General features: G+C 72.4%; 21 protein-coding genes. 6 read left to right on the plus strand and 15 right to left on the minus strand.

All coding sequences use genetic code 11. The features are described from left to right. Window positions 1-85: 85 nt before the first annotated feature. The 5 genes from ACH34Q_RS24530 to metH all read right to left on the minus strand — a co-directional run bounded on the left by ACH34Q_RS24530 (window position 86) and on the right by metH (window position 8,163). Window positions 86-1,837 (minus strand): ABC transporter substrate-binding protein, encoded by a 1,752-nt coding sequence (locus ACH34Q_RS24530; protein WP_395985387.1) that lies wholly within the window; start codon window positions 1,835-1,837, stop codon window positions 86-88. A gap of 37 nt (window positions 1,838-1,874) precedes the next feature. Beyond that, window positions 1,875-2,873, minus strand: coding sequence for an ABC transporter permease (locus ACH34Q_RS24535; protein WP_395985388.1), 999 nt, complete (start codon window positions 2,871-2,873; stop codon window positions 1,875-1,877). A 442-nt stretch (window positions 2,874-3,315) separates the two neighbouring features. After that, window positions 3,316-3,759, minus strand: a complete 444-nt coding sequence (locus ACH34Q_RS24540; RefSeq protein ID WP_395985389.1) for a hypothetical protein — start codon at window positions 3,757-3,759, stop codon at window positions 3,316-3,318. A 167-nt stretch (window positions 3,760-3,926) separates the two neighbouring features. Further along, window positions 3,927-4,595, minus strand: coding sequence for an HAD family hydrolase (locus tag ACH34Q_RS24545; RefSeq protein ID WP_395985390.1), 669 nt, complete (start codon window positions 4,593-4,595; stop codon window positions 3,927-3,929). Between the two features lie 70 nt (window positions 4,596-4,665). Continuing rightward, window positions 4,666-8,163 carry a methionine synthase gene (metH, locus tag ACH34Q_RS24550; RefSeq protein WP_395985391.1) on the minus strand — a complete coding sequence of 1,166 codons (3,498 nt, stop codon included), beginning with the start codon at window positions 8,161-8,163 and terminating at the stop codon, window positions 4,666-4,668. Between the two features lie 177 nt (window positions 8,164-8,340). On the opposite strand from metH, the gene ACH34Q_RS24555 reads away from it, so the two are divergent. The 4 genes from ACH34Q_RS24555 to ACH34Q_RS24570 all read left to right on the plus strand — a co-directional run bounded on the left by ACH34Q_RS24555 (window position 8,341) and on the right by ACH34Q_RS24570 (window position 12,564). Next, window positions 8,341-8,799, plus strand: coding sequence for a universal stress protein (locus tag ACH34Q_RS24555; RefSeq protein WP_395985392.1), 459 nt, complete (start codon window positions 8,341-8,343; stop codon window positions 8,797-8,799). A 179-nt stretch (window positions 8,800-8,978) separates the two neighbouring features. Then, complete coding sequence (locus ACH34Q_RS24560) at window positions 8,979-9,821, plus strand: PAC2 family protein (protein ID WP_395985393.1); 843 nt, start codon at window positions 8,979-8,981, stop codon at window positions 9,819-9,821. Window positions 9,822-10,050: 229 nt separating this feature from the next. Further along, window positions 10,051-11,646: a protein kinase gene (locus ACH34Q_RS24565; RefSeq protein WP_395985394.1), complete on the plus strand. Its 1,596-nt coding sequence runs from the start codon at window positions 10,051-10,053 to the stop codon at window positions 11,644-11,646. Between the two features lie 99 nt (window positions 11,647-11,745). After that, the gene (locus tag ACH34Q_RS24570) at window positions 11,746-12,564 is read left to right on the plus strand and encodes an oxygenase MpaB family protein (RefSeq protein ID WP_395985395.1); all 819 of its coding nucleotides are present in this window, start codon (window positions 11,746-11,748) and stop codon (window positions 12,562-12,564) included. Window positions 12,565-12,601: 37 nt separating this feature from the next. Here ACH34Q_RS24570 and mshC read toward each other — a convergent pair whose 3' ends face one another. From mshC to ACH34Q_RS24610, 8 genes are all read right to left on the minus strand, one after another. Then, window positions 12,602-13,831: a cysteine--1-D-myo-inosityl 2-amino-2-deoxy-alpha-D-glucopyranoside ligase gene (gene mshC, locus ACH34Q_RS24575; RefSeq protein ID WP_395985396.1), complete on the minus strand. Its 1,230-nt coding sequence runs from the start codon at window positions 13,829-13,831 to the stop codon at window positions 12,602-12,604. A 60-nt stretch (window positions 13,832-13,891) separates the two neighbouring features. Then, window positions 13,892-14,836 (minus strand): ABC transporter permease, encoded by a 945-nt coding sequence (locus tag ACH34Q_RS24580; RefSeq protein ID WP_395985397.1) that lies wholly within the window; start codon window positions 14,834-14,836, stop codon window positions 13,892-13,894. A gap of 7 nt (window positions 14,837-14,843) precedes the next feature. Next, window positions 14,844-15,896 carry an ABC transporter permease gene (locus tag ACH34Q_RS24585; protein ID WP_395985398.1) on the minus strand — a complete coding sequence of 351 codons (1,053 nt, stop codon included), beginning with the start codon at window positions 15,894-15,896 and terminating at the stop codon, window positions 14,844-14,846. Beyond that, window positions 15,893-17,005, minus strand: coding sequence for an ABC transporter ATP-binding protein (locus ACH34Q_RS24590; protein ID WP_395985399.1), 1,113 nt, complete (start codon window positions 17,003-17,005; stop codon window positions 15,893-15,895). Before ACH34Q_RS24590 ends, ACH34Q_RS24585 begins: the two co-directional genes overlap by 4 nt. Before the next feature lie 126 nt (window positions 17,006-17,131). Further along, window positions 17,132-17,899, minus strand: coding sequence for an NRDE family protein (locus tag ACH34Q_RS24595; protein WP_395985400.1), 768 nt, complete (start codon window positions 17,897-17,899; stop codon window positions 17,132-17,134). Window positions 17,900-17,951: 52 nt separating this feature from the next. Continuing rightward, the gene (locus ACH34Q_RS24600; protein WP_395985401.1) at window positions 17,952-18,722 is read right to left on the minus strand and encodes an SCO1664 family protein; all 771 of its coding nucleotides are present in this window, start codon (window positions 18,720-18,722) and stop codon (window positions 17,952-17,954) included. Window positions 18,723-18,797: 75 nt separating this feature from the next. After that, window positions 18,798-19,346 carry a DUF3090 domain-containing protein gene (locus tag ACH34Q_RS24605; protein WP_395985402.1) on the minus strand — a complete coding sequence of 183 codons (549 nt, stop codon included), beginning with the start codon at window positions 19,344-19,346 and terminating at the stop codon, window positions 18,798-18,800. 10 nt (window positions 19,347-19,356) lie between these two features. Continuing rightward, on the minus strand, window positions 19,357-20,067 hold the full coding sequence (locus ACH34Q_RS24610) for a histidine phosphatase family protein (protein WP_395985403.1): 711 nt from the start codon (window positions 20,065-20,067) through the stop codon (window positions 19,357-19,359). 85 nt (window positions 20,068-20,152) lie between these two features. Between ACH34Q_RS24610 and corA the strand changes: the two genes are divergently transcribed. Then, window positions 20,153-21,148: a magnesium/cobalt transporter CorA gene (corA, locus tag ACH34Q_RS24615; RefSeq protein ID WP_395985404.1), complete on the plus strand. Its 996-nt coding sequence runs from the start codon at window positions 20,153-20,155 to the stop codon at window positions 21,146-21,148. 196 nt (window positions 21,149-21,344) lie between these two features. Here corA and ACH34Q_RS24620 read toward each other — a convergent pair whose 3' ends face one another. Further along, window positions 21,345-22,034 carry a hypothetical protein gene (locus tag ACH34Q_RS24620; RefSeq protein WP_395985405.1) on the minus strand — a complete coding sequence of 230 codons (690 nt, stop codon included), beginning with the start codon at window positions 22,032-22,034 and terminating at the stop codon, window positions 21,345-21,347. Between the two features lie 71 nt (window positions 22,035-22,105). Beyond that, a complete protein-coding gene (locus ACH34Q_RS24625; RefSeq protein WP_395985406.1) occupies window positions 22,106-22,924 on the minus strand; it encodes an undecaprenyl-diphosphate phosphatase in 819 nt (272 codons plus the stop codon). Window positions 22,925-23,057: 133 nt separating this feature from the next. Between ACH34Q_RS24625 and ACH34Q_RS24630 the strand changes: the two genes are divergently transcribed. After that, complete coding sequence (locus tag ACH34Q_RS24630; protein ID WP_395985407.1) at window positions 23,058-24,011, plus strand: aldo/keto reductase; 954 nt, start codon at window positions 23,058-23,060, stop codon at window positions 24,009-24,011. Window positions 24,012-24,022: the final 11 nt, after the last annotated feature.

The following is a 24,022-nucleotide window of genomic DNA, read 5'->3' on the forward strand; positions in this document are numbered from 1 at the left end:
GAACGAAAGCAGGTGAGTGCCCCGGGCGGCCGCCCGCTGCCTTCACCTGCTTTCGTTCAGCGAATCGACCAGGGAACCGTCAGCGTCAGCTGAGGCCCAGGGTCGAGTAGTTGTACATGCCGTAGCCCGCGTGGAAGAACACGTTGGTCATGTTCGCCGGCCGGTACAGCAGGGACTTGGCGTACACGTTGGGAACGACGGACGCCAGCTCGCGCATCCGCTCGTCGACCTGGTTGTACATCTTGTTCCGCTGCGCCGGGTCCTCGACCTTGACGACGTCGTCCCAGATCTTGTTGATCGTGGGGTCGTTCAGCTCGGAGGGGTTGGCGTTGCCGGACTCGACGATCGCGTCCTTGTCGGTGAGCGCCTGCAGGTACCCGTAGCCGGTCGGCCAGTCGGCGTGCCAGCCGTAGGTACCGATGCCGATGCCCTCCTTCTCGTTGAAGGACGGCGAACCGAACTGGGTGTTGGTGTAGGTGCTGGCCGGGTAGCCCTGCACCGTCAGCTTGATCCCGGCGCGGGCCAGGGACTCCTGCATCGCGGAGGCGACCAGCTTCTCCTTGGGACGGTCACTGCGGTAGACCATCTTGGTCTCGAAGCCGTTGGGCTTGCCGCACGCGGTCAGGGCCTCCTTGGCCTTGGCCACGTCGCCGGTGTAGCCCTTCTCGGACTTGGTGTAGTAGTCCTTGCCCTTTTCGCGGCCCTCGATGGACGGGGGCATGATCGTGGTCGACAGGTCGCCGCCCACGTCACCGCCGTAGGCGCGCCACAGGGCGTCGCGGTTGGTGGCCCACACGATCGCCTTGCGGCACTCGACGTTGGGGATCACCTTGGTGTTGATCGGGTTGTACCAGCTGAAGCCGCCGTACGGGTTGTCGGCGTTCTTGCGGTGCTCGGCGCTGGACAGCAGCGTCTTGCGGCCGTTGTCCTGGACGCCGGTGCCCGCCAGGTCCACGTGGATCTGGCCCGCCATCAGCTGCTTGTCGAGCTCGTCGGCGTTCATGCCGGCGGTGATCTCGATGCGGTCCAGCAGCTGCTTGCGGTTGGGGTCGGTCGACTGGTCCCACTGGTCGTTGCGGACCAGCACCCCGCCCTTGTTGGGCGCGTAGTCGCTCTCGAACTTGTACGGGCCCGAGGAGAACGGGTGCAGGCCGTAGCGCGCGCCCTTGTCCTTCTTCTGCGGCATCGGGGTGGTCTGGCCGCTGAAGGTGACCAGCTCGTTGAACTCCGCGAACGGCTCCTTCAGGTGGAACACCACCGTGGAGTCGTCGGGCGCGGTGACGCCCTTGAAGTCGTCGAGGTTCTTGTTCTTGTACGGACCCTTGTAGCCCTCGGCGTCCAGCAGGTTGGAGAAGTAGCTGGGGCCGTTGGCGAGCACGCCGCGGTCGAACGTGCGGGCCACCGCGTACTTGTAGTCCTCGGCGCGGATCTCCGTCCCGTCCTCGTACTTCAGGCCGGGGCGGAGCTTGTAGGTCCACTCGGTCTTGTCGGCGTTCGGGGTGCCGGGGGCCTCGGCGCCGTCGGGCACGGGCTTGAAGCCCTCCGGGCCCGGCTTGGCCGGGTAGGTCAGCAGCATCCGCGAGTACAGCCGGGCGAAGTTGTTCGCCCAGGCGTAGTACATGTTGCCCGGGTCCATCGAGTCGATGTCGGAGCTGGACGCCATCTTCAGCGTCCCGCCCTTCTTGTCCGACGGGTTGTGGATCTTGTCGACGGCTGCGTTGCTGACTTCCGTCCCGCCGCCCTTGTCGTCGTCACCGCCGCCGCCGCACGCGGACAGTCCCATACTCAGCGCGACGGCGCCGGCCGCCGCGGCGGTCAGAACCTTGGGCCTTTTCATGGATTCCCTTTCACTAAGGCGATCGTTCCCGCGGGGGTCAGCGGGTCCGTGGATCGAGGGCGTCACGCAGGCCGTCGCCGAAGATGTTGAAGGCCATGACGGTGACGAAGATGGCGACGCCGGGGATGACGACGTAGTAGGGCGCGACCTGGTAGGTCTGGATCGCGGTGGTCAGCATCCCGCCCCACGACGGGGTGGGCGGCTCGATGCCGACGCCCAGGAACGACAGCGCCGCCTCGAACAGGATGTTCGTCGGGATCATCAGCGTGGCGTACACCAGGATCGGCGCGACCAGGTTCGGCAGCAGCTCCCGGACGATGATGTACGGGCCGCGGGCGCCCATGCTGCGGGCGGCGTCGACGAACTCGCGCTCGCGCAGCGAGATCGTCTGGCCGCGGACGATGCGCCCGATATAGGGCCAGCTGAAGAACCCGATCACGAACACCAGCATCGCGATCCGCAGCCCGTTGCCGGTGAGCCCGAACATGTCGTCGGGGATGACACCGACGATGGCGATGGCGAACAGCAGCAGCGGGAACGCCAGGAACACGTCCATCAGCCGCGCGATCAGGCCGTCGACCCAGCCGCCGAAGTAGCCGGCGACGACGCCGAGCGTGGTGCCGATCAGCGCCGCGACCACCGTGGCCAGGAAGCCGACCAGCAGCGAGACCCGCGCGCCGTACACGATCCGGCTGAACAGGTCACGGCCGGTGTTGGGCTCCAGGCCGAACAGGAAGTCGCCGTTCATGCCCGCCAGCGGCTCCATCGGGGACCCGAAGGTGGGGTCCAGCAGCTCCTGGTGGTACTCGTTCGGCGGATGGCCCAGCAGCTTGACGATCAGCGGCGCGAACACGGCCATCAGGATCAGCAAGATGATCAGTACCCCGCCGGTCAGCGCCATCTTGTCGCGGCGCAGCCGCAGCCAGGCGATCTGACCGAGTGAGCGGCCCTGCACGGCCTTGCTCCCGATACCCGAGAGCACGGCCTCCGGCTGGGCCTCTTTGTCCGTACCGGACACCTCGATCGGTGCGCCCACCCTCTGTACCTCCTGCCTTCGGCCACGTATGGCCGGCCAACCGTTCACGGCGGAGGTCGTCCGCCGTCCATGCCCGTTACGCCCGCGTTTGCTGGACGGAAACCTAGTCGTTCGGGGACGACTGTCCATCCGTGCGGCGTGCTCCGCCAGTACCCGTTTCTGACTTGTGATCTCGCCGTCATCTCGGGCACACGCGATCCGCACAATGCAGCGGCAAAGCGCCCGAATAGTACGTGGACGGAGGGAGTGAAAGACAACAGCCGACCGGTCTAGACCAGGAAGCTTTACCGTAATGAGGCCGTTTCGATACCGATCGTGCGCAGGTCAGAGCAGGGAACGCGAAATGGACGGGCCGGAGAGGCACAGGGTGCTCCTGTGGCTCTCCGGCCCGTCCGTCACCTCGTGCCCGTGGCCGCGGGTGCGGGCGCGCGGGCGCGGGCGGCTACTTGATGCCGCGGTTGCGCAGGATCTCCTCGATCTCGGCCATCTCGGGGTCGGCGGCGCCCTTGGCCGGCTCGACGGCCCCCTTCGGCGCGCGCCCGCCCGAGGCGGCCTTGCGCTCGCGGCCCCCGCCGGAGGCGGCACCGTCCTGGACGGCCTTGCCCGGCGCCGCGCCCGCGCGGCGGCTCAGCATGACCCCCGAGGCCAGATAGAGCACGACGGCCACGGCGGCGATGGCGGCACCGCCCCACTTGGCCGGGCTGAAGGTCGCCAGGTCGACGAAGAACGCCGTCACACCCGTCATGGTGGCGGCCACCGGCACCAGCGACCACGCGGCCCCGCGCAGCCCCGAGGCCGCGCCGCGCCGGCGGTAGACGCCCCAGCTGATGACCAGTCCCAGCAGAGTGATCCCCAGGCTGATCGCGAAAATGGTCGCATCGGTCATGCCGGCCCCTCAATCTCGCACGCTGCTGCTTCCTCCATGGAAGCACGTCATCGGCGGGTTCACGCTCCTCCGGGGGGACGGTTCTGGGGGCCCGCCGCCTCCTCCTTCCGCGTGACCTTCCGCCTGCCCTCCCCTTCAGGCCCCTGAGGGACTTGCCACCGGCGGTATCAGCGCGCCGGGGCGACCAGCTCCGCAAGCCACCGAAGATCAACATCTCGCAACGATTCGACCACGGTCCGGCCCGGGGCCGGGGGCACCGGCAGCAGGCACGGGACGGCGACCGTGACGCAGCCGGCCGCCTCCGCCGCGGCCACCCCGTTGGGCGAGTCCTCCAGCACCACGCACCGGCCCGGCTCGGCGCCCAGCCGCGCCGCCGCGGTCAGGTACGGCTCGGGGTCGGGCTTGGTACGGCTCACCTCGTCGCCGGCCACGCTGAGCGTGAAGTGCTCGCGGCCGATCGCGTCCAGGGCCGGCTCGAGCAGCGCCCGGTGGCTGGAGGACACCAGCGCGGCGGGGACGCCCGCGGCCCGGACCTCGGCCAGCAGCTCCTTGGCGCCGGGCATCATCGGCACGCAGCTGCTCAGCCGCTCGACCATGCCGTCCACCATCCGCCGCCCCACCTCGGCGGGCGCGGCGGCGGAGCCGGTCATCCGCAGCATCAGCTCCACCGCCCGGTCCAGCGAGCCGCCGACCAGGGCCTCCTGCTGCTCGGGCCCCCAGGTGCCGCCCAGCCACGCCATCGTCTCGGTCTCGACCTCGAGCCAGAGCCGCTCGGAATCGACCAGCAGGCCGTCCATGTCGAACAGGACGGCCTGCAGCCCCCGCGTCTCGCGCACGCGTGCATCACTCCCCGGATCCTCGAAACGGCCCCTCGGAACAGGACCTTTCGGAGCATCCGAGGATAGATCACGTATTGAAGTACTTGGCCTCCGGGTGGTGCAGGACCAGGGCGTCGGCCGACTGCTCGGGGTGCAGCTGGAGCTCCTCCGACAGCTCCACCCCGATCCGCTCGGGCTCCAGCAGCCGCACCAGCTTGGCCCGGTCCTCCAGCTCCGGGCAGGCCGCGTAGCCGAAGGAGTAGCGGGCGCCGCGGTAGCCGAGCTTGAAGAAGTCCTCGATGTCGGCCGAGTCCTCGGCGCCGAAGCCCAGCTCCGAGCGGATCCGGGTGTGCCAGTACTCCATCAGCGCCTCGGTCAGCTGCACCGACAGGCCGTGCAGCTCCAGGTAGTCGCGGTAGGCGTTCTTGGCGAACAGCTCACCGGTGGCCTCGCTGATCTTCGAGCCCATCGTGACGAGCTGGAACACCGCCACGTCGGTCTCGCCCGACTCGCGCGGCCGGAAGAAGTCGGCCAGGCACAGGTGCCGGTCGCGGCGCTGGCGCGGGAAGGTGAACCGCTCCCGGTCCGAGCCGTCCTCGTTCAGCAGCACCAGGTCGTCGCCCTCGCTGACGGCCGGGAAGTAGCCGTACACGACGGCGGCCTCGATCAGGCCCTCGGTCTTGATCCGGTCCAGCCACATCCGCAGCCGCGGCCGTCCCTCGGTCTCCACCAGCTCCTCGTAGGAGGGGCCGCCGGCGCCGCGGGCGGGCTTGAGGCCCCACTGGCCCATGAACGTGGCGCGCTCGTCCAGGAAGGCCGCGTAGTCGTTCAGCGGGATGCCCTTGACGATCCGGTTGCCCGAGAACGGCGCGACGGGCAGCTGGTTGTCGACGGCCACGTCCGAGCGGGCCGGCATGTTCTCCGGCTCGGTGATCTCGAAGCGGGCACCGGGGTTCTTGACCCGGCGCTCGCGCAGCGGCGGCAGCTGCGCGCCCTCCACGCCGCGCTTGACGGCCATGAAGGCGTCCATGAGCCGCAGGCCCTCGAACGCGTCGCGGGCGTAGCGGACCTCGCCGTCGTAGAGCTCGGCCAGGTCCTGCTCGACGTAGGCGCGGGTGAGGGCGGCGCCGCCCAGCAGCACCGGCCACTGGCCCGACATCCCCCGGGAGTTGAGCTCCTGGAGGTTCTCCTTCATGATCACGGTGGACTTGACCAGCAGCCCCGACATCCCGATCACGTCGGCGCGCTCGGTCTCGGCGGCCTGCAGGATCGTCGACATCGGCTGCTTGATGCCGAGGTTGACGACCTCGTAGCCGTTGTTGGACAGGATGATGTCGACCAGGTTCTTGCCGATGTCGTGCACGTCGCCCTTGACGGTGGCCAGCACGATGCGGCCCTTGCCGCCGTCCTCGGCCTTCTCCATGTGCGGCTCGAGGTGGGCTACCGCGGTCTTCATCGCCTCGGCGCTCTGCAGCACGAACGGCAGCTGCATCTGGCCGGAGCCGAACAGCTCGCCGACGGTCTTCATGCCGTCCAGCAGGACATCGTTGACGATCTCCAGGGCGGGCCGCTGGGTGAGGGCCTCGTCCAGGTCGGCGTGCAGGCCGTCCAGCTCGCCGTCCACGATGCGGCGCTTGAGCCGCTCCCACAGCGGCAGCCCGAGCAGCTCGGCGGACCGGTCGGCCTTCATCGCCGCGGTGTCCACGCCCTCGAACAGCTCCATGAACGTCAGCAGCGGGTCGTAGGCGTCATTGCCGCCGGCGGCCGGGGTGCGCCGGTCGTAGAGCATGTCGAGGGCGACCTTGCGCTGCTCCTCGGGGATCCGGTTCATCGGCAGGATCTTGGAGGCGTGCACGATCGCCGAGTCCAGGCCGGCGTCGGCGCACTCGTTGAGGAACACCGAGTTCAGCACGACGCGGGCGGCCGGGTTGAGCCCGAACGAGACGTTGGACAGCCCGAGGGTGGTCTGCACGCCCGGGTGGCGGCGCTTGAGCCCGCGGATCGCCTCGATCGTCTCCAGGGCGTCGCGGCGCGACTCCTCCTGGCCGGTGCCGATGGTGAAGGTGAGGCAGTCGACGATGATGTCCTCGACCCGCATCCCCCAGTTGCCGGTGAGCTCCTCGATCATCCGGCTGGCGATCTCGACCTTGCGCTCGGCGGTGCGGGCCTGGCCCTCCTCGTCGATGCACATCACGACGATGGCGGCGCCGTGCTCGCGCACGAGCGGCATCAGCTTGTGCAGCTTGGAATCGGGGCCGTCGCCGTCCTCGAAGCTGACCGAGTTGACGACCGCGCGGCCGCCCAGCATCTCCAGGCCGGCCTCGACGACGGGGGTCTCGGTGGAGTCCAGCACGATCGGCAGGGTGGCGGCGGTGGCGAACCGGAACGCCAGCTCCTTCATGTCCTGGACGCCGTCGCGGCCGACGTAGTCGACGCACAGGTCGATCATGTGCGCGCCGTCGCGGGCCTGGTCGCGGGCGATCTTGACGCAGTCGTCCCAGCGCTCCTGCAGCATCGCCTCGCGGAACGCCTTGGAGCCGTTGGCGTTGGTGCGCTCGCCGATCGCCAGGTAGGAGGTGTCCTGGCGGAACGGGACGTGCTGGTAGAGGGAGGCGGCGCCGGCCTCGGGGCGCGGCTTGCGGTCGGTGACCTCGCGGCCCCGGACGCGCTCGACGACCTGGCGCATGTGCTCGGGGGTGGTGCCGCAGCAGCCGCCGACCAGCGACAGCCCGAAGTCGCGGGTGAAGGTGTCGTGCGCGTCGGCCAGCTGGTCGGGGGTCAGCGGGTAGTAGGCCCCGTCGGAGGTCAGCTCGGGCAGGCCGGCGTTGGGCATGCACGACAGCCCGATCCGGGCGTGCCGGGCCAGGTAGCGCAGGTGCTCGCTCATCTCGGCGGGGCCGGTGGCGCAGTTGAGGCCGATCAGGTCCAGGTCCAGCGGCTCCAGCGCGGTGAGCGCGGCGCCGATCTCCGAGCCCATCAGCATCGCGCCGTTCTGCTCGATGGTGACCTGGCCGATCAGCACCGTCCCGGACCCGGCGGCGGTGATGGCGCGCTTGGCGCCGATCAGCGCGGCCTTGGCCTGCAGCAGGTCCTGGGTGGTCTCCACCAGGATGGCGTCCACGCCGCCGGCGATCAGGCCCTCGGCGTTGGTCTGGTAGGCGTCGCGCAGCTCGGCGAACGGGACGTGCCCGAGGGTGGGCAGCTTGGTGCCGGGGCCGACCGATCCGATCACCCAGCGGGGGCGGTCCTCGGTGGCGTACTCGTCGGCGACCTCGCGGGCCAGCCGGGCGCCGGACTCCGACAGCTCGTAGATCCGCTCGGTGATGTCGTACTCGCCGAGGTTGCCGAGGTTGGCGCCGAAGGTGTTGGTCTCGACGCAGTCCACGCCGGCGTCGAAGTACGCCGCGTGGATCGCGCGGACGATGTCGGGCCGGGTGACGTTGAGGATCTCGTTGCAGCCCTCGTGCCCCTGGAAGTCGTCGAGCGTGGGTCCGGCGTCCTGGAGCATCGTCCCCATGCCCCCGTCGGCCACGACGACGCGCTGCTTGAGGGCCTGACGCAAGGATTGCGAAGTGGGAGTGCTCATGGTGCCACAGCCTATCCGGGGGCCGCGGGCGGCTGAGCGGGGACCACCGATACCGGCCGGGGAGGGCGGCGAACGTCACATCGCGGGGGGCGCGCCGCTGCGTGCATGCCCCGTGACGGATGGGACATCGGAAGGATAACGTTCCACCCTGCAACCTACTCCCCGGTAAGGAGCGGCATGAGCGCATACCGCACCATCCTCGTCGGCACCGACGGCTCCGATTCCTCGTTCCGCGCGGTCGACCGGGCCGCACAGCTGGCCGCCGCCACCGGCGCCACGCTGCTGCTGGCCTCCGCCTACAGCCCGATGCCCGAGCGCGAGCGGCAGAACGCCGCCGACCGCCTGGGCGATCTGGCGTACAAGGTCCAGGGCTCCACCCCGGCCGACGACGCCCTGCGCGCGGCGCGCGAGCGCGCGGTGGCCGCGGGCGCCAAGGACATCGAGCAGGAGGCGGTCGAGGGCGACGCGGTCGACGTGATCAGCAGGCTGGCCAAGGAGCGCGCCGCCGAGCTGGTCGTGATCGGCAACCGCGGGCTCAACAGCCTCGCCGGGCGGATCCTCGGCTCGGTCCCGGCCAACCTCTCGCACCGCTCGCCGTGCGACGTGCTGATCGTGCACACCACCGACGGGAAGTGACCCGATCGTGACCGCACCGGTCCGCCGGCCCCGGCCCGCGAGGTCTGGGCGGCGGATCGGTGGGGTAGGCACCCTCACAGGACGTAGGGTGGGCAGCCACCGATCATGGTCCCGGGCCCCCGCCCGGGAATGACGGCCCCCGCGGTGACGCTGTACCCGACGTCGGAAGGAGGCAGCGCGTGGTCGAGCTCGATAGCGTGCCGGAACTCGTCGATCCGGTGCTCGTGGCCGCCTTTGAGGGGTGGAACGACGCCGGGGAGGCGGCCAGCGGGGTCGTCCAGCATCTGGAGTCGACCTGGGACGCCGTTCCCATCGCCGAACTCGACCCGGACGACTACTACGACTTCCAGGTCACCCGCCCGCTGATCGAGATGAGCGACGGCGAGAGCCGCGGGATCACCTGGCCCACCACCCGGATCTCCTGGACGCGGCTGCCCTCGGGCCGCGACGTGGTCCTGGTGCACGGCATCGAGCCCAACATGCGGTGGCGCTCGTTCTGCCGCGAGCTGGTCGGCATGATGCTGGAGCTGAACGTCCAGAACGTCGTGCTGCTGGGCGCGCTGCTGGCCGACGCCCCCCACACCCGGCCCGTCCCGGTCACCGGTGCCGCCTCCGAGGCCGGCCTGGTCACCACGCTGCATCTGGAGCCGACCCGCTACGAGGGCCCGACCGGCATCCTCGGGGTGCTGCAGGACGCGTGCGCCAAGGCCGATCTGAGCACGGTGTCGCTGTGGGCGGCCGTGCCCCATTACGTCGCGCAGCCGCCCTCCCCCAAGGCCACGCTGGCGCTGCTGCGCCGCGTGGAGGACCTGCTGGACGTGACCGTCCCCCTGGGCGAGCTGCCCGAGGAGGCGCGCGCGTGGGAGAACGGCGTCAACGAGCTGGCCGAGGAGGACTCCGAGGTGGCCGAGTACGTCCGGACGCTGGAGGAGCAGAAGGACGCCACCGAGCTGCCGGAGGCCAGCGGCGACGCGATCGCGCGCGAGTTCGAGCGCTACCTGCGGCGCCGCGACGCCAACTGAGCGTTCGGACCACCAACCGAGCGGCCGGCCGGGCCGGCCCGGCGACGTCCTCGCCGCGTCCTGACGCCCCGGCGTTTCCGATATATCGGACGGTCCGCTGATCGCGATCTCGCCGCGCCCGTGCCTGGCAAATGATAGGTGTGGGTATCGGCGCCCCTTTTCGATGGCATTATGCGTTGCGTCCAATAACGCCGGGGCGAAGAACCGACCGGACCGAAAAGGAGCCCGCGTGCCGGAGGCCCAGCCGCTGCAGCCGCAGGACCCCCGGCGCCTGGGCGCCTACGAGCTGGTGGGCCGGCTCGGCGCGGGCGGCCAGGGCACGGTCTTCCTGGGCAGCGGGCCGGGCGGCGAGCGCGTCGCGGTCAAGCTGCTGCGGGTGCAGTTCGACGACGACGACACCGCGCGGGCCCGGTTCATCCGGGAGGCGTCCGTCGCGCGCCAGGTCGCCCGGTTCTGCACCGCCCAGGTCCTGGACGCCGACGTGGCGGGCGACAACCCGTACCTGGTCAGCGAGTTCGTCCCCGGACCCTCGCTGAGCCGCCAGGTGACCCGGGAGGGGCCGATCACCGGCGGGCGGCTGGAACGGCTGGCGGTCAACACCGCCAGCGCGCTCGCCGCGATCCACCGCGCCGGGATCGTGCACCGCGACCTCAAGCCGCACAACGTGCTGCTGGGCCCCGACGGCCCCCGCGTCATCGACTTCGGGCTCTCTCGGGTCCTGGACGCGGCCAGGACGGTCACCAGCAGGCCCGTCGGCACCCCCGCGTACATGGCCCCCGAGCAGGTCACCGGCGAGAACGCCGGGGCGCCCGCCGACGTGTTCGCCTGGGGCGCCACGATGACCTTCGCCGCCACCGGGCGGCCGCCGTTCGGCTCGGACTCCATCACCGCCGTGATCTACCGCGTGCTGCACCAGGAGCCCGATCTGGGCGACCTCGGCGGCGAGCTGCGCGGCCTGGTCACCGCCGCCCTGGCCAAGGACCCGGCCGAGCGGCCCACGGCCGCGCAGGTGCTGCTGCGGCTGGTCGGCCACGACGAGGCGTTCGCCCCGGCCGCGGGCGGGGCGGCGGCGACGCAGCCCGGAAGCGCAGCGGCCGGCTCCGTACTGCCCGACTCTGTACGGCCCGGCTCCGCACCGGCCGACTCGACACGGGCCGACTCCCCTGCGGCCGGACTCCCGGTGCCGGCGCCGGGCGCGCCGGAACCGCCCGACAGCACCCAGCCGTCGGCGGCCGCCCCGGCGGGCAGGGGCGGCAGCAGGCACCGCCGCCGCCGGAGCAGGGTCCCCGCCGTCCTGGCGGCCGCGGGCATCGCCCTGGCCGCCGGCGGCGGCACGTACGCCGCGATGACCTGGACGGCCGAGGAGCACGGGCGCGGCACGCCGATCGCGCATCCCTCGGCGACCGGCCCGGCGGGTTCGCCCGCTCCGTCGGTGAGCGGGGCCCTCAAGAGCAGGACGTCCACCGGCCCCTCGCGGGCGCGTCCCTCGGAGGGGACCGCAGGCGGCGGCACGCGGCCGTCCCGGCCCGGCCAGGGCCCCGCCCCCACCGGCGGCGGGGAGGACCCGCCGGGCGACGGCCGTCCCGACCCCGAGCCCGTGACGCTCGGGTCGCCCGACCCGCAGCGGTACTGCACCTCCAGCGGTGACTTCAAGGCCGCCTACCGGTCCGGCGAGTGGTACTGCATGCCCGACGGCGGCGTCGGCGTCGACACCCACATCACGATGACGCAGGTCTGCCGGTCGCAGTACGCGCCCGCCGCCGAGTCGCGGCTGGAAGGCGACGCCGGGACGCCCTCGGACTGGGACTGCTACGTCCTGAGGTAGCCGCCGCGCTTGTTGGCATCCGGCCAAGAAGACCCCTTGTGACGGGCCGGTCCGTGCGCAAGTATGCACTTACCGCACGTCGTCGGTGGAAGGATCGCTGTGCCCCCCGAACGAGAACGTTCCATCCTGCGGCTCGTGGCCGCCGAGCCCGCCGTCATGCTGGGCGCCGGCCGGGCCCTGCTGCTCCAGGTCGCCCACCCCAAGGTCGCGCAGGGCGTGGCCGACCACAGCGACCTGCGGCACCGCCCGCTCGACCGGCTGTTCGGCACCCTGGACTTCCTGATCATCGTCGCGTTCGGCACCGAGGAGGAGGCCGAGAAGATGGGCCGGGCGATCCGCCGGATGCACGAGCGGATCACCGGGCCCGGCTACTCCGGCAACGACCCGGACCTGCAGGTCTGGGTCAACGCCACCCTCATCGACGCCGCGCTGTACGTGTACGAGAAGGTGCTGAAGTCCCCCAGCGGCGACCAGGCCGCCGCCTACATCGACCAGGCCCGGTTCATCGCCGACGTGCTCGGCTGCCCGCCCGGCGCGCAGCCGGCCGACATCGAGGCGTTCCGGGCCTACATGGACGGCATGATCGCCTCGCTGGAGGTCACCGACGAGGGCCGCGAGGTCATGCGGGCCGTGCTGTGGTCGCGCAAGCTGCGCTGGATGGCGCCCGCGCTGTGGGTCAACCGCTTCGTCACCACCGGCCTGCTGCCCGAGCGGATCCGCGAGCAGTACGGGCTGCCCTGGAGCGACCGCAAGGACCGCGTCCTGTGGGGCCTGCTGCGCCTGCACACGTTCTTCTACCGGCTCGTCCCGCGGCGGCTGCGCCAGATCGGCATCCCGCTGATGCTGTGGGCTTCGCGGCGCCGGGTGGCGCGCCGGGGGCGCAAGTTCGCCGCCCAGCGCTCCTCCAGCGCCGCCTGACACTCAGCGCCGCCTGACCGTCAGCGCCGCCTGACCCTCAGAGGGCGACGCCGAGGAGGGCGTCGGCCAGGGCCGCGATCCGGCCGGGGGCATCGGTGTCCCCGCCCGGCTCCGCCGCCCAGCGGTCGATCTCCTCCAGCGCCGACCGCGCGTCCAGGTCCTCGGCCAGATGCGCGCGGACCCGCTCGGCCACCGGCCCGGCGGCCGGGCCGCTCGGCCGTGCGGCGGCGGCGCGCCAGCGCTCCAGCCGGGCGCTCGCGTCCGCCAGGTCGGCCGCGGTCCACTCCCAGTCCGACCGGTAGTGGTGGGCCAGCAGCGCCAGCCGGATCGCCATCGGGTCCGTGCCCTCGCGCCGCAGCTTGGAGACGAACACCAGGTTGCCCAGCGACTTGGACATCTTCTCGCCGTCGAGCCCGACCATGCCCGCGTGGACGTAGGACCTCGCGTGCGGGCGCTCGCCGGTGGCGGTCTGGGCGTGCGAGGCGCCCATCTCGTGGTGCGGGAACGCCAGGTCGGAGCCGCCGCCCTCGACGTCGAACCCCATCCCCAGGTACTCCACCGAGATCGCCGAGCACTCCACGTGCCAGCCCGGGCGGCCCGTGCCGAACGGGGAGTCCCAGCCGGGCTCGCCGGGCCGCTGCGCCATCCACAGCAGCGCGTCCAGCGGGTCCTTCTTGCCCTCCCGGCCGGGGTCGCCGCCCCGCTCGGCGAACAGCGGCGCCATCTGCTCGCGGGTCAGCCGGCTCACGCCGCCGAACTCCGGGTCGGAGTCGATCGGGAAGTACAGGTCGTCCTCGACCTCGTAGGTGGCGCCCTTGCCGCGCAGCCGCTCCACCATCCGCACGATCAGCGGGATCGCCTCGACCGCGCCGATGTACTGGTCGGGCGGCAGGATCCGCAGCGCGGTCATGTCCTCGCGGAACAGCTCGATCTCACGCTCGGCCAGCGCCCGCCAGTCCTCGCCGGTCTGCCGGGCACGTTCCAGAAGCGGGTCGTCGACGTCGGTGGCGTTCTGGACGTAGTGGACGGTGTGGCCGAGGTCACGCCACACCCGGTTCACCAGATCGAACGCCAGGTAGGTGTTGGCGTGGCCCAGATGGGTCGCGTCGTAGGGCGTGATGCCGCACACGTACATCCGGGCGGTGTCACCCGGCTCGGTGGGCCGCAGCGAACCCGTCCCGGTGTCGTACAGGCGCAGCCGGCCGCCCGGGGAGGGGAGACCTGCGGCGGGGAGGCTGGGCACTTGGGGAACGGGCCACGATCGCATACCGGAAAGCTTATCCATGCCCCGTTCGTCCCCCTGCCCCGAGATCGCCGGGCGGGGTCCTCACGCCAGCCGGACGCGCGGGTCCAGCAGCGAGTAGCCGATGTCCACGACCAGGTTGGCCACGATCACGAACACCGTCACCGTCAGCGTCACCCCGATGATCACCGGGCTGTCGCCGAGCGCGATCGACTGGTAGACCAGCTGGCCCACGCCCTGCAGCCCGAAGACCTTCTCGGTGACGATCGTGGAGCCCACCAGCATCCCCAGATCGATGCCGAACTGGGTGAACACCGGCGCCAGCGCGGCCCGCAGCCCGTGCCGGTAGACGACCCGGCGCTCGGGCAGCCCCTTGGAGCGCGCCGTGCGGATGTAGTCCTCCTCCAGCACGTCCAGCATCGAGCCGCGGGTCAGCCGCGCGTAGGCGGCCACCAGCAGCAGCGCCAGCGAGATCCACGGCAGCACCATCCGGCGCCAGAAGTGCTCCTGCAGCGGCGGTCCCGCCTCGAAGTACGGCAGCCCGGCCTCGGCGGGCATGGTGGAGAACAGGAACAGCAGCACCAGTGCCATCACGAACGCCGGGGTCGACATCCCCAGCAGCACGAACACCGTCGAGACCCGGTCCCAGAGCCCGTGCGCGCGGGTGGCGCTGAGCACCCCGATCGCGACCCCGCCGGCGAACCACAGCACGGCGGCGCCGAACACCAGCCACAGCGTCGTCGGCAGCCGGTCGGCGATCAGGTCGGCGACCGCGGTCCCGTTGATGTAGGACTCGCCGAGGTCGCCGCGCGCCAGCCGCGACAGGAAGTCCCCGTACTGCACCGGGACCGGCCGGTCCAGGCCGAGGTTGGCGCGGATCTGGGCGAGCGTCTCCGCGGACGCCCGCGGCCCGCCGATGACCCGTTCCACCGGAACGGGCGACAGGTGCAGGAACAGGAAGACCAGCGTCGACACCAGCCACAGCACCAGCAGCGAGTACAGCAGCCGCCGGACCAGCAGTCCCCCCATCGGCGGCTCACCTCCCCCGGACGGCCCGCGGGGCCCGGCCGCCCCGGTCGCCGCCCGGGCCCAGCGCCGCCCGGATGCCGTCGCCCAGCAGGTTGAACGACAGCGTGGTGAGCAGCAGCAGGACGCCGGGCACCGCCAGCAGCCACCAGGAGGCGCGGAAGACCTCGCCGCCCTCGCCGAGCATCCCGCCCCAGCTGGGCATCGGCGGCCGTATCCCCACGCCCAGGAACGACAGCGTCGCCTCGAACACGATCGACGTCGGCACCAGCAGCGAGGTCAGCACGGTGATCTGGGCGACCAGGTTGGGCAGCACGTCCACGAACATGATCCGGGACCGGCTCGCGCCCAGCGACCTGGCGGCCTCGACGAACGGCTTCTCCTTCAGCGACAGCACCTGGCCGCGCACCACCCGGCCCAGCGCGGCGAACGAGAAGAACGCGATCACCAGCACGGTCATCGCCAGGCTGGCCCCGGGCGAGGAGATCTGGAACGTGGTGGCCAGCGTGATCGCCACCAGCAGGTAGGGCAGTGCCAGGGTGAGGTCCATCAGCCGGGCCAGCAGCGCGTCCACCACCCCGCCCGCGAACCCGGCCAGCAGGCCGGCCGTGACCCCCGCCACCGCGGCCAGCGCCGCCGCGCCGATCCCGACCAGCAGCGAGATCCGCGCCCCGTACGCGGCGCGGACGAGCACGTCGCGGCCGAGCTGGTCGGCGCCCAGCCAGAACTCCGCCCCGGGCCCGACCGGCTGCCCGGCCGGGTCGAGGCCCGTCCGGGGGAACGTCGCGTCGTAGGGGTGCCCGGTCAGCGACTCCCACAGCGGCGCCAGCAGCGCGAACAGCACCATCAGGGCCAGCACCACCAGCGACGCCAGCGCGCCGCGGTCGCGGCGGAACCGCCGCCAGGCCCGCCGGAACGGGGCGTACTCGGGATGGTGCGGCTCGTCGGCGCGGCCCGGGGGCTCCTGCCGGTCGCGCCGGCCGCTCCGGTCCTGGTCAGCCCCGGCGGCCGTCCCCGCGGCGGCGGAGTCGTCGCCGGCCTTCGGCTCGGTGAAGGAGGTCATCGCGGCGCCTCCGAACGCCCGCCGGGCGCTTCGGCGGGCGACTCCAGGGGGAAGTGGCAGGCGGTCACATGCTCGGGCGCCTGCGGGTCGCTGAGCGGCGGGGGCGGCTCCTCCCCGGCGCAGCGCTCGCGCGCCCGGGGGCAGCGGGGATGGAACCGGCAGCCGCGCGGCGGGTCGACCGGCGACGGGACGTCCCCGATCAGCAGCCGCCGGGAGGCGCGCCCGCGCCGGGCCCGGTCGGCCTCGGCGCGGCCGGGCCCGGCCGGGCCCGGCCGCCCGGGATCCTCGGGAGCGGTGACCGACGCCGCCGACAGCAGCGCCGCCGAATACGGGTGGCGGGGACGCTCGTACAGGTCGCGGCGGGGCGCGGTCTCCACGATCCGGCCGAGGTACATCACCGCGACCCGGTCGCTGACATGCCGCACCACCGACAGGTCGTGCGCGATGAACAGGTAGGTCAGGCCCATCTCGGCCTGCAGGTCGCGGAGCAGGTTGATCACCTGCGCCTGGATCGAGACGTCCAGCGACGACACCGGCTCGTCGCACACGATCAGCCGGGGCCGCAGCGCCAGCGCGCGGGCCACCCCGATCCGCTGCCGCTGCCCGCTGGAGAACTCGGCCGGGAACCGGTCGTAGTGCTCGGGGTTGAGCCCGACCAGCTCCATCAGCTCGCGCACCCGGCGGCGGCGCTCGGCGCCGTGCGCGACGGCGTGGATCGCCAGCGGATCGCCGATGGCGGCGCCCACCCGCCGCCGCGGGTTCAGCGCGCCGTACGGATCCTGGAAGATCATCTGGACCGAGCGGCGGAACTCCTTGAGCCCCGCCTTCGACAGCCGGGTGACGTCGGTGCCCTCGAACATCACCCGGCCCCGCGTCACCGGGTGCAGCCCCGCCACGCAGCGGGCGAGGGTGGACTTGCCGCAGCCCGACTCCCCCACCACGCCCAGCGTCTCGCCGGGCCGGATCCGCAGGTCGACGCCGTCGACCGCGTGCACGCGCCCGGCGCGCCCGAGGCCCCGCCGGACGGGGAAGTGCTTGACGAGCCCCTCGACCGAGACCAGCGGCTCGGGCTCGTCCACGGCGGCTCGTGGCGACCGGACGCCTGCCATGCGCACTCCCCTCGTTGCACCGCCGACCGGCCCCGCCCGGACCGCGAAGATCGCACGAGGTAGTCAAGGTAGCACTCAGGGTGAGACAGGAGGGGGTGGCGGCGCAAGAGGGCCGGCGGGGCGCGTTCAGACCACCCGGGTCCACACTCCGCCGTCGCCGGGGGACGCGCGGAAGTCGTAGCGGAGCCCGTCGGCCGACAGCGCCAGGAGCGAGACCGACGTGGTCCCCCACACCCGGCCCTCCTCGATCTCGACCAGCGGCAGCAGCGACGCGGCGTCGGTACGGGCCAGGCCGGCGCCCTCGACCAGGGGCAGCCACTGGCCCCAGGCGGCCCCGGCCGGCGCGGAGTCCGGGCGCGGCTCGGGCCGCCGGGCGGCGTCGAACAGGGGACGGAAGTACGCCAGCCGCGCGGCCATGTGCGCGTCCTCGGTCGCGCCCGCCTGCTGCCCCGCGCCCTCCAAGCCGCTGTTGAGCACCATGTGCAGCCCGGCGCCCAGCTCCCGCTCGGCGAGGTCCGCGCCGTCCCAGTGCCACAGCCGGACCGCGTCGGGCTCGGCGCCGATCAGCAGGAACGGGTCGAAGCGCGGCAGGTCGATCCGGCCGAGCTTGCCGTCGGCGGCCACCCGCAGCGGCAGCTCGCCGCGCGACAGGCGGCCCTCCTCGGGCGCCATGGCGCCGCGCGCGTTCAGCACCGTGGCCGCGCGGTGCGCGACCGGGTCGGCGGCCAGCCAGGTCCCGCCGGCCCGCAGGTCACGCCCGCCGACCAGCCGCGGCCGGTCCGGCCAGTGCCGGGCCGGCGGCCGCCAGGACCGTGCCACGAACTCGTCGCGGACACCGACGAGGAGGACGGGCACCGGGGACGAGGGGTCGACGCTGACGATCGCCGTGCACATGTCCCTATTTGAGCACCATGCCGTAAATCCACCCCACACCGGGGTCGGTGCGCTACAGCGGCGGCCAGGGGATGGCGGGCCAGTCCTCGGGGGGGTAGGGGTGGATGCGGTGCTTGAGCATCAGGTCAACGCGGCGGCGGGTGGCGTCGACCTCCTCGGCCGTGAGCAGCCGCGACAGCCGCTCGCCCAGCTCGCCGGCCCGCAGGCCCGCCTCGACCCGGCCGAGCGCCTCGACCGCCTCGCCGGTCAGCTTCTTGCCGCGCCACTGCCACAGCACGGTGCGCAGCTTGTAGTCCACCGAGAAGCACACCCCGTGGTCGCAGCCGTACACGTGCCCGTCGCCCGGCGGGAGCAGATGCCCGATCTTGCGGTCGGCGTTGTTGACGACGGCGTCGAACACCGACATCCGGCGGATCGCGTCGTCGTCCGAGCGCGACAGCGCGACCAGGTCGACGTCGGGGTCGGGCTCCACCCACAGCTGCACCATGCCGGGGCCGTACGGGCCGTCGCGGTGCACGGTGGGCGGCACCACGTGCAGCCCCATCGCCTCCGACACCTCGTAGGCCGCCACCTCGCGCTCGGCGAGCGTGCCGTCGGGGAAGTCCCACAGCGGGCGCTCGCCGGCGACCGGCTTGTAGACGCAGGCGGCGCTGAGGCCGTCGTGCTCGATGGCGCAGTACAGCGTGGCGTTGGAGGCCTGGACGAGCCGGCCCTCGACCGTGAGGCGGCCCTGGCGCAGCAGCAGCTCGGCCGCCGCGGTGTCGCGGGGGGAGACGGCGCGCCCGTCGCCGGCGGGGGAACGATCCCGGGAGGACTGCGTCATGCGTTCATTCTTCCGTCCGCCCCGTCCATGATCCAGCACACCTGATTCCGCACCGTGTCGTTCCAGCCGTCCTCGCTAGCCGAGATACCCGTTCTGCCGGGGGCAGACATGCCCCTCGGTGTCCAGCGGAAGCCCGCACAGCGGGCACGGCGGCCGGCCCGCGGCCACCACCTGCAGCGCCCGCTCGGCGAACGCCCTGGCCTGCGCGGCGGTGATCCGCACCCGCAGCACCGCGATCGCCGGGTCGTCCTCGCCGACCTCGGCGTCCTCCTCGCCCTCGGTCACCTCCTGGGCCTCGATGACCACCTGCTCGTCCTCGGGGTCCCAGGCCAGCGCCATCGTGCCGACCTTGAACTCCTCCTCCACCGGCTGGTCCAGCGGCCCGTCGTCGCGCAGCCCGGCGGGGGTCGCCGCGGGCACCGGCGCCTCGCCGCCGCCGCGCCGCAGCACCTCGTCCAGCAGCTCCTCCAGGCGCTCGGCCAGCAGCGTCACCTGGAACTTCTCCAGTCCCACGCTGGTGACCCTGCGGCCCGAGCGGGCCTGCAGGTAGAAGGCGCGGTCGCCCGGGGCGCCGACGGCCCCGGCGACGAACCTTTCCGGCAGTTCATAGGAGATGACGGGCATGACAACGACCCTACGCGCCGCCGCCGACCGGCGCGTCATCCTCTCCCCCGCCGCCGTGTCCCTCCCCGGCGGAGGGCTCCGGCAGCAGGTCCCCGACGCCGCCGCCGGTGTCGTTGAGCCGGACCACGAACGGCCGCAGCTCGGTGTAGCGGATCACCGTCAGCGACGCGGGCGCGGCCTGGATCCGCTGGAACTGGTCCAGGTGCAGGCCCATCGCGTCGGCCACGATCGCCTTGATGATGTCGCCGTGGCTGCACACCACGTAGGCCGCGTCCGGGCCGTGCCCGGCGGCGATCCGCTCGTTCCAGTCCCGTACGGCCGCGACCGCGCGATGCTGGGCGTCGGCCATCGCCTCGCCGTCCTCGCCGGGGAACCGCACCGCGCTGGGATGGGCCTGGACGACCTTCCACAGCGGCTCCTCGGCCAGCTCCTTGAGCGAGCGGCCCGTCCAGTCGCCGTACCGGACCTCCCCGAACCGCTCGTCCAGCTGCACCTTCTCGATCGGCGTGTCGTGCCCGGCGGCGATCGCCTCGGCGGTCTCCACGCAGCGGTCCAGCGGGCTGGACACCACCGCCGCCACAGGTACGGGGGCCAGGCGCCCGGCCAGTTCACCGACCTGGGCGCGGCCGCGGTCGTCGAGGCTCAGCCCGGGGGTCCAGCCGGCGAGCAGGGGGCCGGTCATGGCGGTCAGGCCATGCCGCACCAGCAGAAGCGTCGTCACGCCAGGCACTCTACGAGATCATGCCGATACCGGATCCGTCCCCGGGCTTCACGCCGCGCGCCGGGATGCGCCAGGATGGCCTTCTGTGATCGTCGACAAGGCCATCTACGCGCGGGGCGTCCGGCACACCATCGAGGGCGACATCAGCGACGCCTTCGACGCCGCGCGCGCCGAGACCGCCCGCACCGGCGACGGGCCGGGCGGCTGCTTCGTGTGGATCGGCCTGCACGAGCCGACCGAGGCCGAGTTCGAGTTGGTCAAGGACGAGCTCGGGCTGCATCCGCTGGCCGCCGAGGACGCCGTCTCCGCGCACCAGCGGCCCAAGCTGGAGCGCTACGACGACACGCTGTTCATCGTGCTGAAGACGCTGGTCTACAAGGACGCCACCTCCGACATCGAGGTCGGCGAGATCATGCTGTTCCTCGGCGACGGCTTCGTGGTGACCGTACGGCACGGCGAGGGCAACCCGCTCGGGCCGGTGCGCAAGCGGCTGGAGGGCGACACCGCGCTGATGGAGCACGGGCCCGCGTCGGTGCTGTACGCGGTCTGCGACGAGGTCGTCGACCACTACGGCGTGGTGACGCGCGAGGTCGAGATCGACATCATCGAGCTGGAACGGGCCGTGTTCCGGCCCGGCCGCGCCGACGTCACCGAGGACATCTACTCCCTCAAGCGCGAGGTCCTGGAGTTCCGTACCGCGCAGGACCCGCTGGTGCCGGTGCTGCAGGAGATCGTGCGCGGCCGGGTGCCCGAGTGCCAGAGCACCCGCGAGTACTTCCGCGACGTCCTGGACCACCTGCTGCGGGTGGACGGGCAGGTCGACGCGCACAACGAGCTGCTCAACAGCGTGCTCACCGCGCACCTGGCCCTGATGGGCAAGCAGCAGAACGAGGACATGCGCAAGATCTCGGCATGGGCGGCCGTCATCGCGGTACCGACGATGGTCGCCGGCCTGTACGGGATGAACTTCGACTACATGCCCGAGCTGCACTGGCTGTACGGGTACCCGGCGGTGATGCTGGTGATGGTGACGATCTGCGTCGTGGTCTACATCCGGCTCCGCAAGAGCGGGTGGCTGTGAAGGCGCCCGAGCGCCGCCCCGGCAGGGGCAGGCGGCACAAGCTGTGGCCGGGGACCGTCATCACGGTGGTCCTGTTGTGGATCCTGCTGCTGTTCCTGATCATCCACAACGGCGCCCGGCTGCCGCGCTGGCCCGACTCGGCCGCGCCCGCACCTGCCGTGCCCGCGCTTGCCGGACCGGCGGCGCCGCCGGCAGCTCAGGACTTCGTGACGCCGTCCGGATCCTGGTCGCCGGCGCCGGCCTTCCCATCCGGGCGGGACGTGTAGGCGGAGCGGTCGGGCGGCTGGGCGGTGGCCAGCAGCGCCGCCCACAGGTGCGACTCGGCGTCCTGTGCCTCCAGCCGCCGCCGGATCCCCTCGATCCGGCCGGCCGTGGGCAGGGAGAGCCACAGCAGCAGCGGGTACCCCAGCACGAAACCGGCCACGAAGACGGCCTCGCTGCGGGCGGTGGTCGCCAGCGCCAGGCCCAGCACGATCACGCCCTCGGCCAGCGCGAACCGCACCAGCAGCGCCTGCCGGAAGTTCATCAGGGCCGCCGCGGCCGCCTTCGGGGGCGGCGATCCGGGCGGCATCGGGCGCGGCGTGCGGGGACCGATGACCGCCGCGGCCGCCGCGGCCGCGACCAGCGGCAGGCAGAACCACGGCACGGCACCGCCGAACAGGTCGCCGGTGCCCTGGACGATCAGCGGCGAGATGGCCAGGATCAGCACCGGCGCGATGACCAGCACCAGCCACATCCGGCGCAGCTGCCCCAGGACCGACCCGCCCCGCAGCGAGGCCAGGTAGCCCGGGTCCTGCTCGCGCCCCGCGCCGTAGCGAGGCTCGAGGGACGTTCCGTCGTCGGGATCGTGGCCCGGCGAGTACACCGAGAACCGAGAGGGCGCCATGGCCGAGCACTCTAACCCGGTGCCCCCCGGCCGGTCATCAGGCCGCGATCACGTTACGGCCGGCACTTTTGTCACGTCGCGCTGATGACCCCGGCCGCCAGCAGGCCCAGGATGACGCCGCCGAGCACCACCCGGTAGTAGACGAAGACCATCATCGAGTGCTTGGCGAGGTACTTCAGCAGCCAGGCGATGCAGGCGTACCCGACCACGAACGACACCAGCGTCGCCACGATCGTCGGCACCACCGGCAGCGAGCCGTCGAAGGCGTGCCGCAGCTGGTAGACGCCCGACAGCAGCACGGCGGGCACCGACAGCAGGAAGGAGTAGCGGGCGGCGGCCTCGCGGGTGTAGCCCAGGAACAGCGCGCCGGTCATGGTCGAGCCGGACCGGGACGAGCCCGGGATCAGCGCCAGCGCCTGGAACGCGCCGATCACCAGGCCGTCGCGCAGGTCGAGGTCGGCGACCTCGCGCTTGCGGGAGCCGGCCCACTCGGCGGCCGCCAGCAGCAGGCCCATCCCGATGAGCGTGCCCGCGTTCAACCACAGGTTCCGCGACGGCCCCTCGATGGCGTCGTCGAACGCCAGCCCGGCCACCGAGATCGGGATCGTCCCCAGGCCGATGTACCAGCCCATCCGCGCGTCCTGGTGGCGCCGGATCTCCGGCGTCCACAGGCTCCTGGCCCAGGTGGCCAGGATGCGGGCCAGGTCGCGCCAGAAGTAGATGATGACGGCCGCCATCGTGCCGATCTGGATCACCGCGGTGAACGCCGCGCCCGGATCGTCCCAGCCGAGGAACTCCGGCACGAAGAGCATGTGTCCCGAGCTGGAGATCGGCAGGAACTCGGTGAGTCCCTGGACGATCCCGAGCACGGTCGCTTCCACGACGTTCACAGGCGGCGGCTTCCCCTCGGGCCGGAGCTGGCTGGCGGTGCGCGTTGCAACGGAAAGCGTATCGGCCGTCACCGACCGTCACCGGCGGCCGCCGCGGACCGGCCGGCCGGCGCGTCCCGCTACTGTTCCGACCATGGAAGAGCGTCACCTCGGGCGAAGCGGCCTCGCGGTGTCCCGGCTGGGCCTGGGCACCATGACCTGGGGGCACGACACCGAGCCCGACGAGGCGGCCGCGCAGCTGGCGGCCTTCGTGGACGCGGGCGGCACGTTCGTCGACACCGCCGACGTCTACGGCGACGGGCTGAGCGAGCGGATCCTCGGCCACCTGCTGCGCGAGACGGTCGACCGGGACGCGATGGTCGTGGCCACCAAGGCCGCGATCCGTCCCGACGGCCGCTACGACGCCTCCCGGCGGCATCTGCTGGGGGCGCTGGACGCCTCGCTGGAACGGCTGGGGCTGGAGTACGTGGACCTGTGGCAGCTGCACGCCTACGACCCGTACACGCCCCTGGAGGAGACCCTGTCGGCGCTGGACGAGGCGGTGGTCTCGGGCCGGACCCGCTACGTCGGGGTCTCCAACTACGCCGGCTGGCAGATCGCCAAGGCGGGCACCTGGCAGCGCGCCTGGCCCGGCCGCGAGCCGATCATCTCCGCCCAGCTGGAGTACTCGCTGCTGCGCCGCGACATCGAGCGCGAGGCCGTCCCGGCGGCGCTGGACGCCGGTGCCGGGTTGCTGCCGTGGTCGCCGCTGGGCCGCGGGGTCCTCACCGGCAAGTACCGGACCGGGATCCCGGCGGGCTCGCGCGCCGCCGCGCCGCATTTCGCCGACTTCGTCCACCCCTACCTGGACGAGGAGTGCGCCCGGATCGTGGAGTCGGTGGTGACGGCGGCCGAGGGGCTGGGCGTGACCCCGCTCAGCGTGGCGCTGGCCTGGGTGCGCGACCGGCCCGGCGTCGCGGCGCCGATCGTCGGGGCCCGCACGGCGGCGCAGCTGGAGCAGGCGCTGCTCAGCGAGGACCTCACGCTGCCGGTGGAGATCCGGGCCGCGCTGGACGACGTTTCCGACATGGCGCCCGCCTCCGCGTGACGGGCGCGTGA

It is taken from the genome of Actinomadura sp. 9N407 (assembly GCF_044326315.1).
Taxonomy (GTDB): Bacteria; Actinomycetota; Actinomycetes; order Streptosporangiales; family Streptosporangiaceae; genus Spirillospora.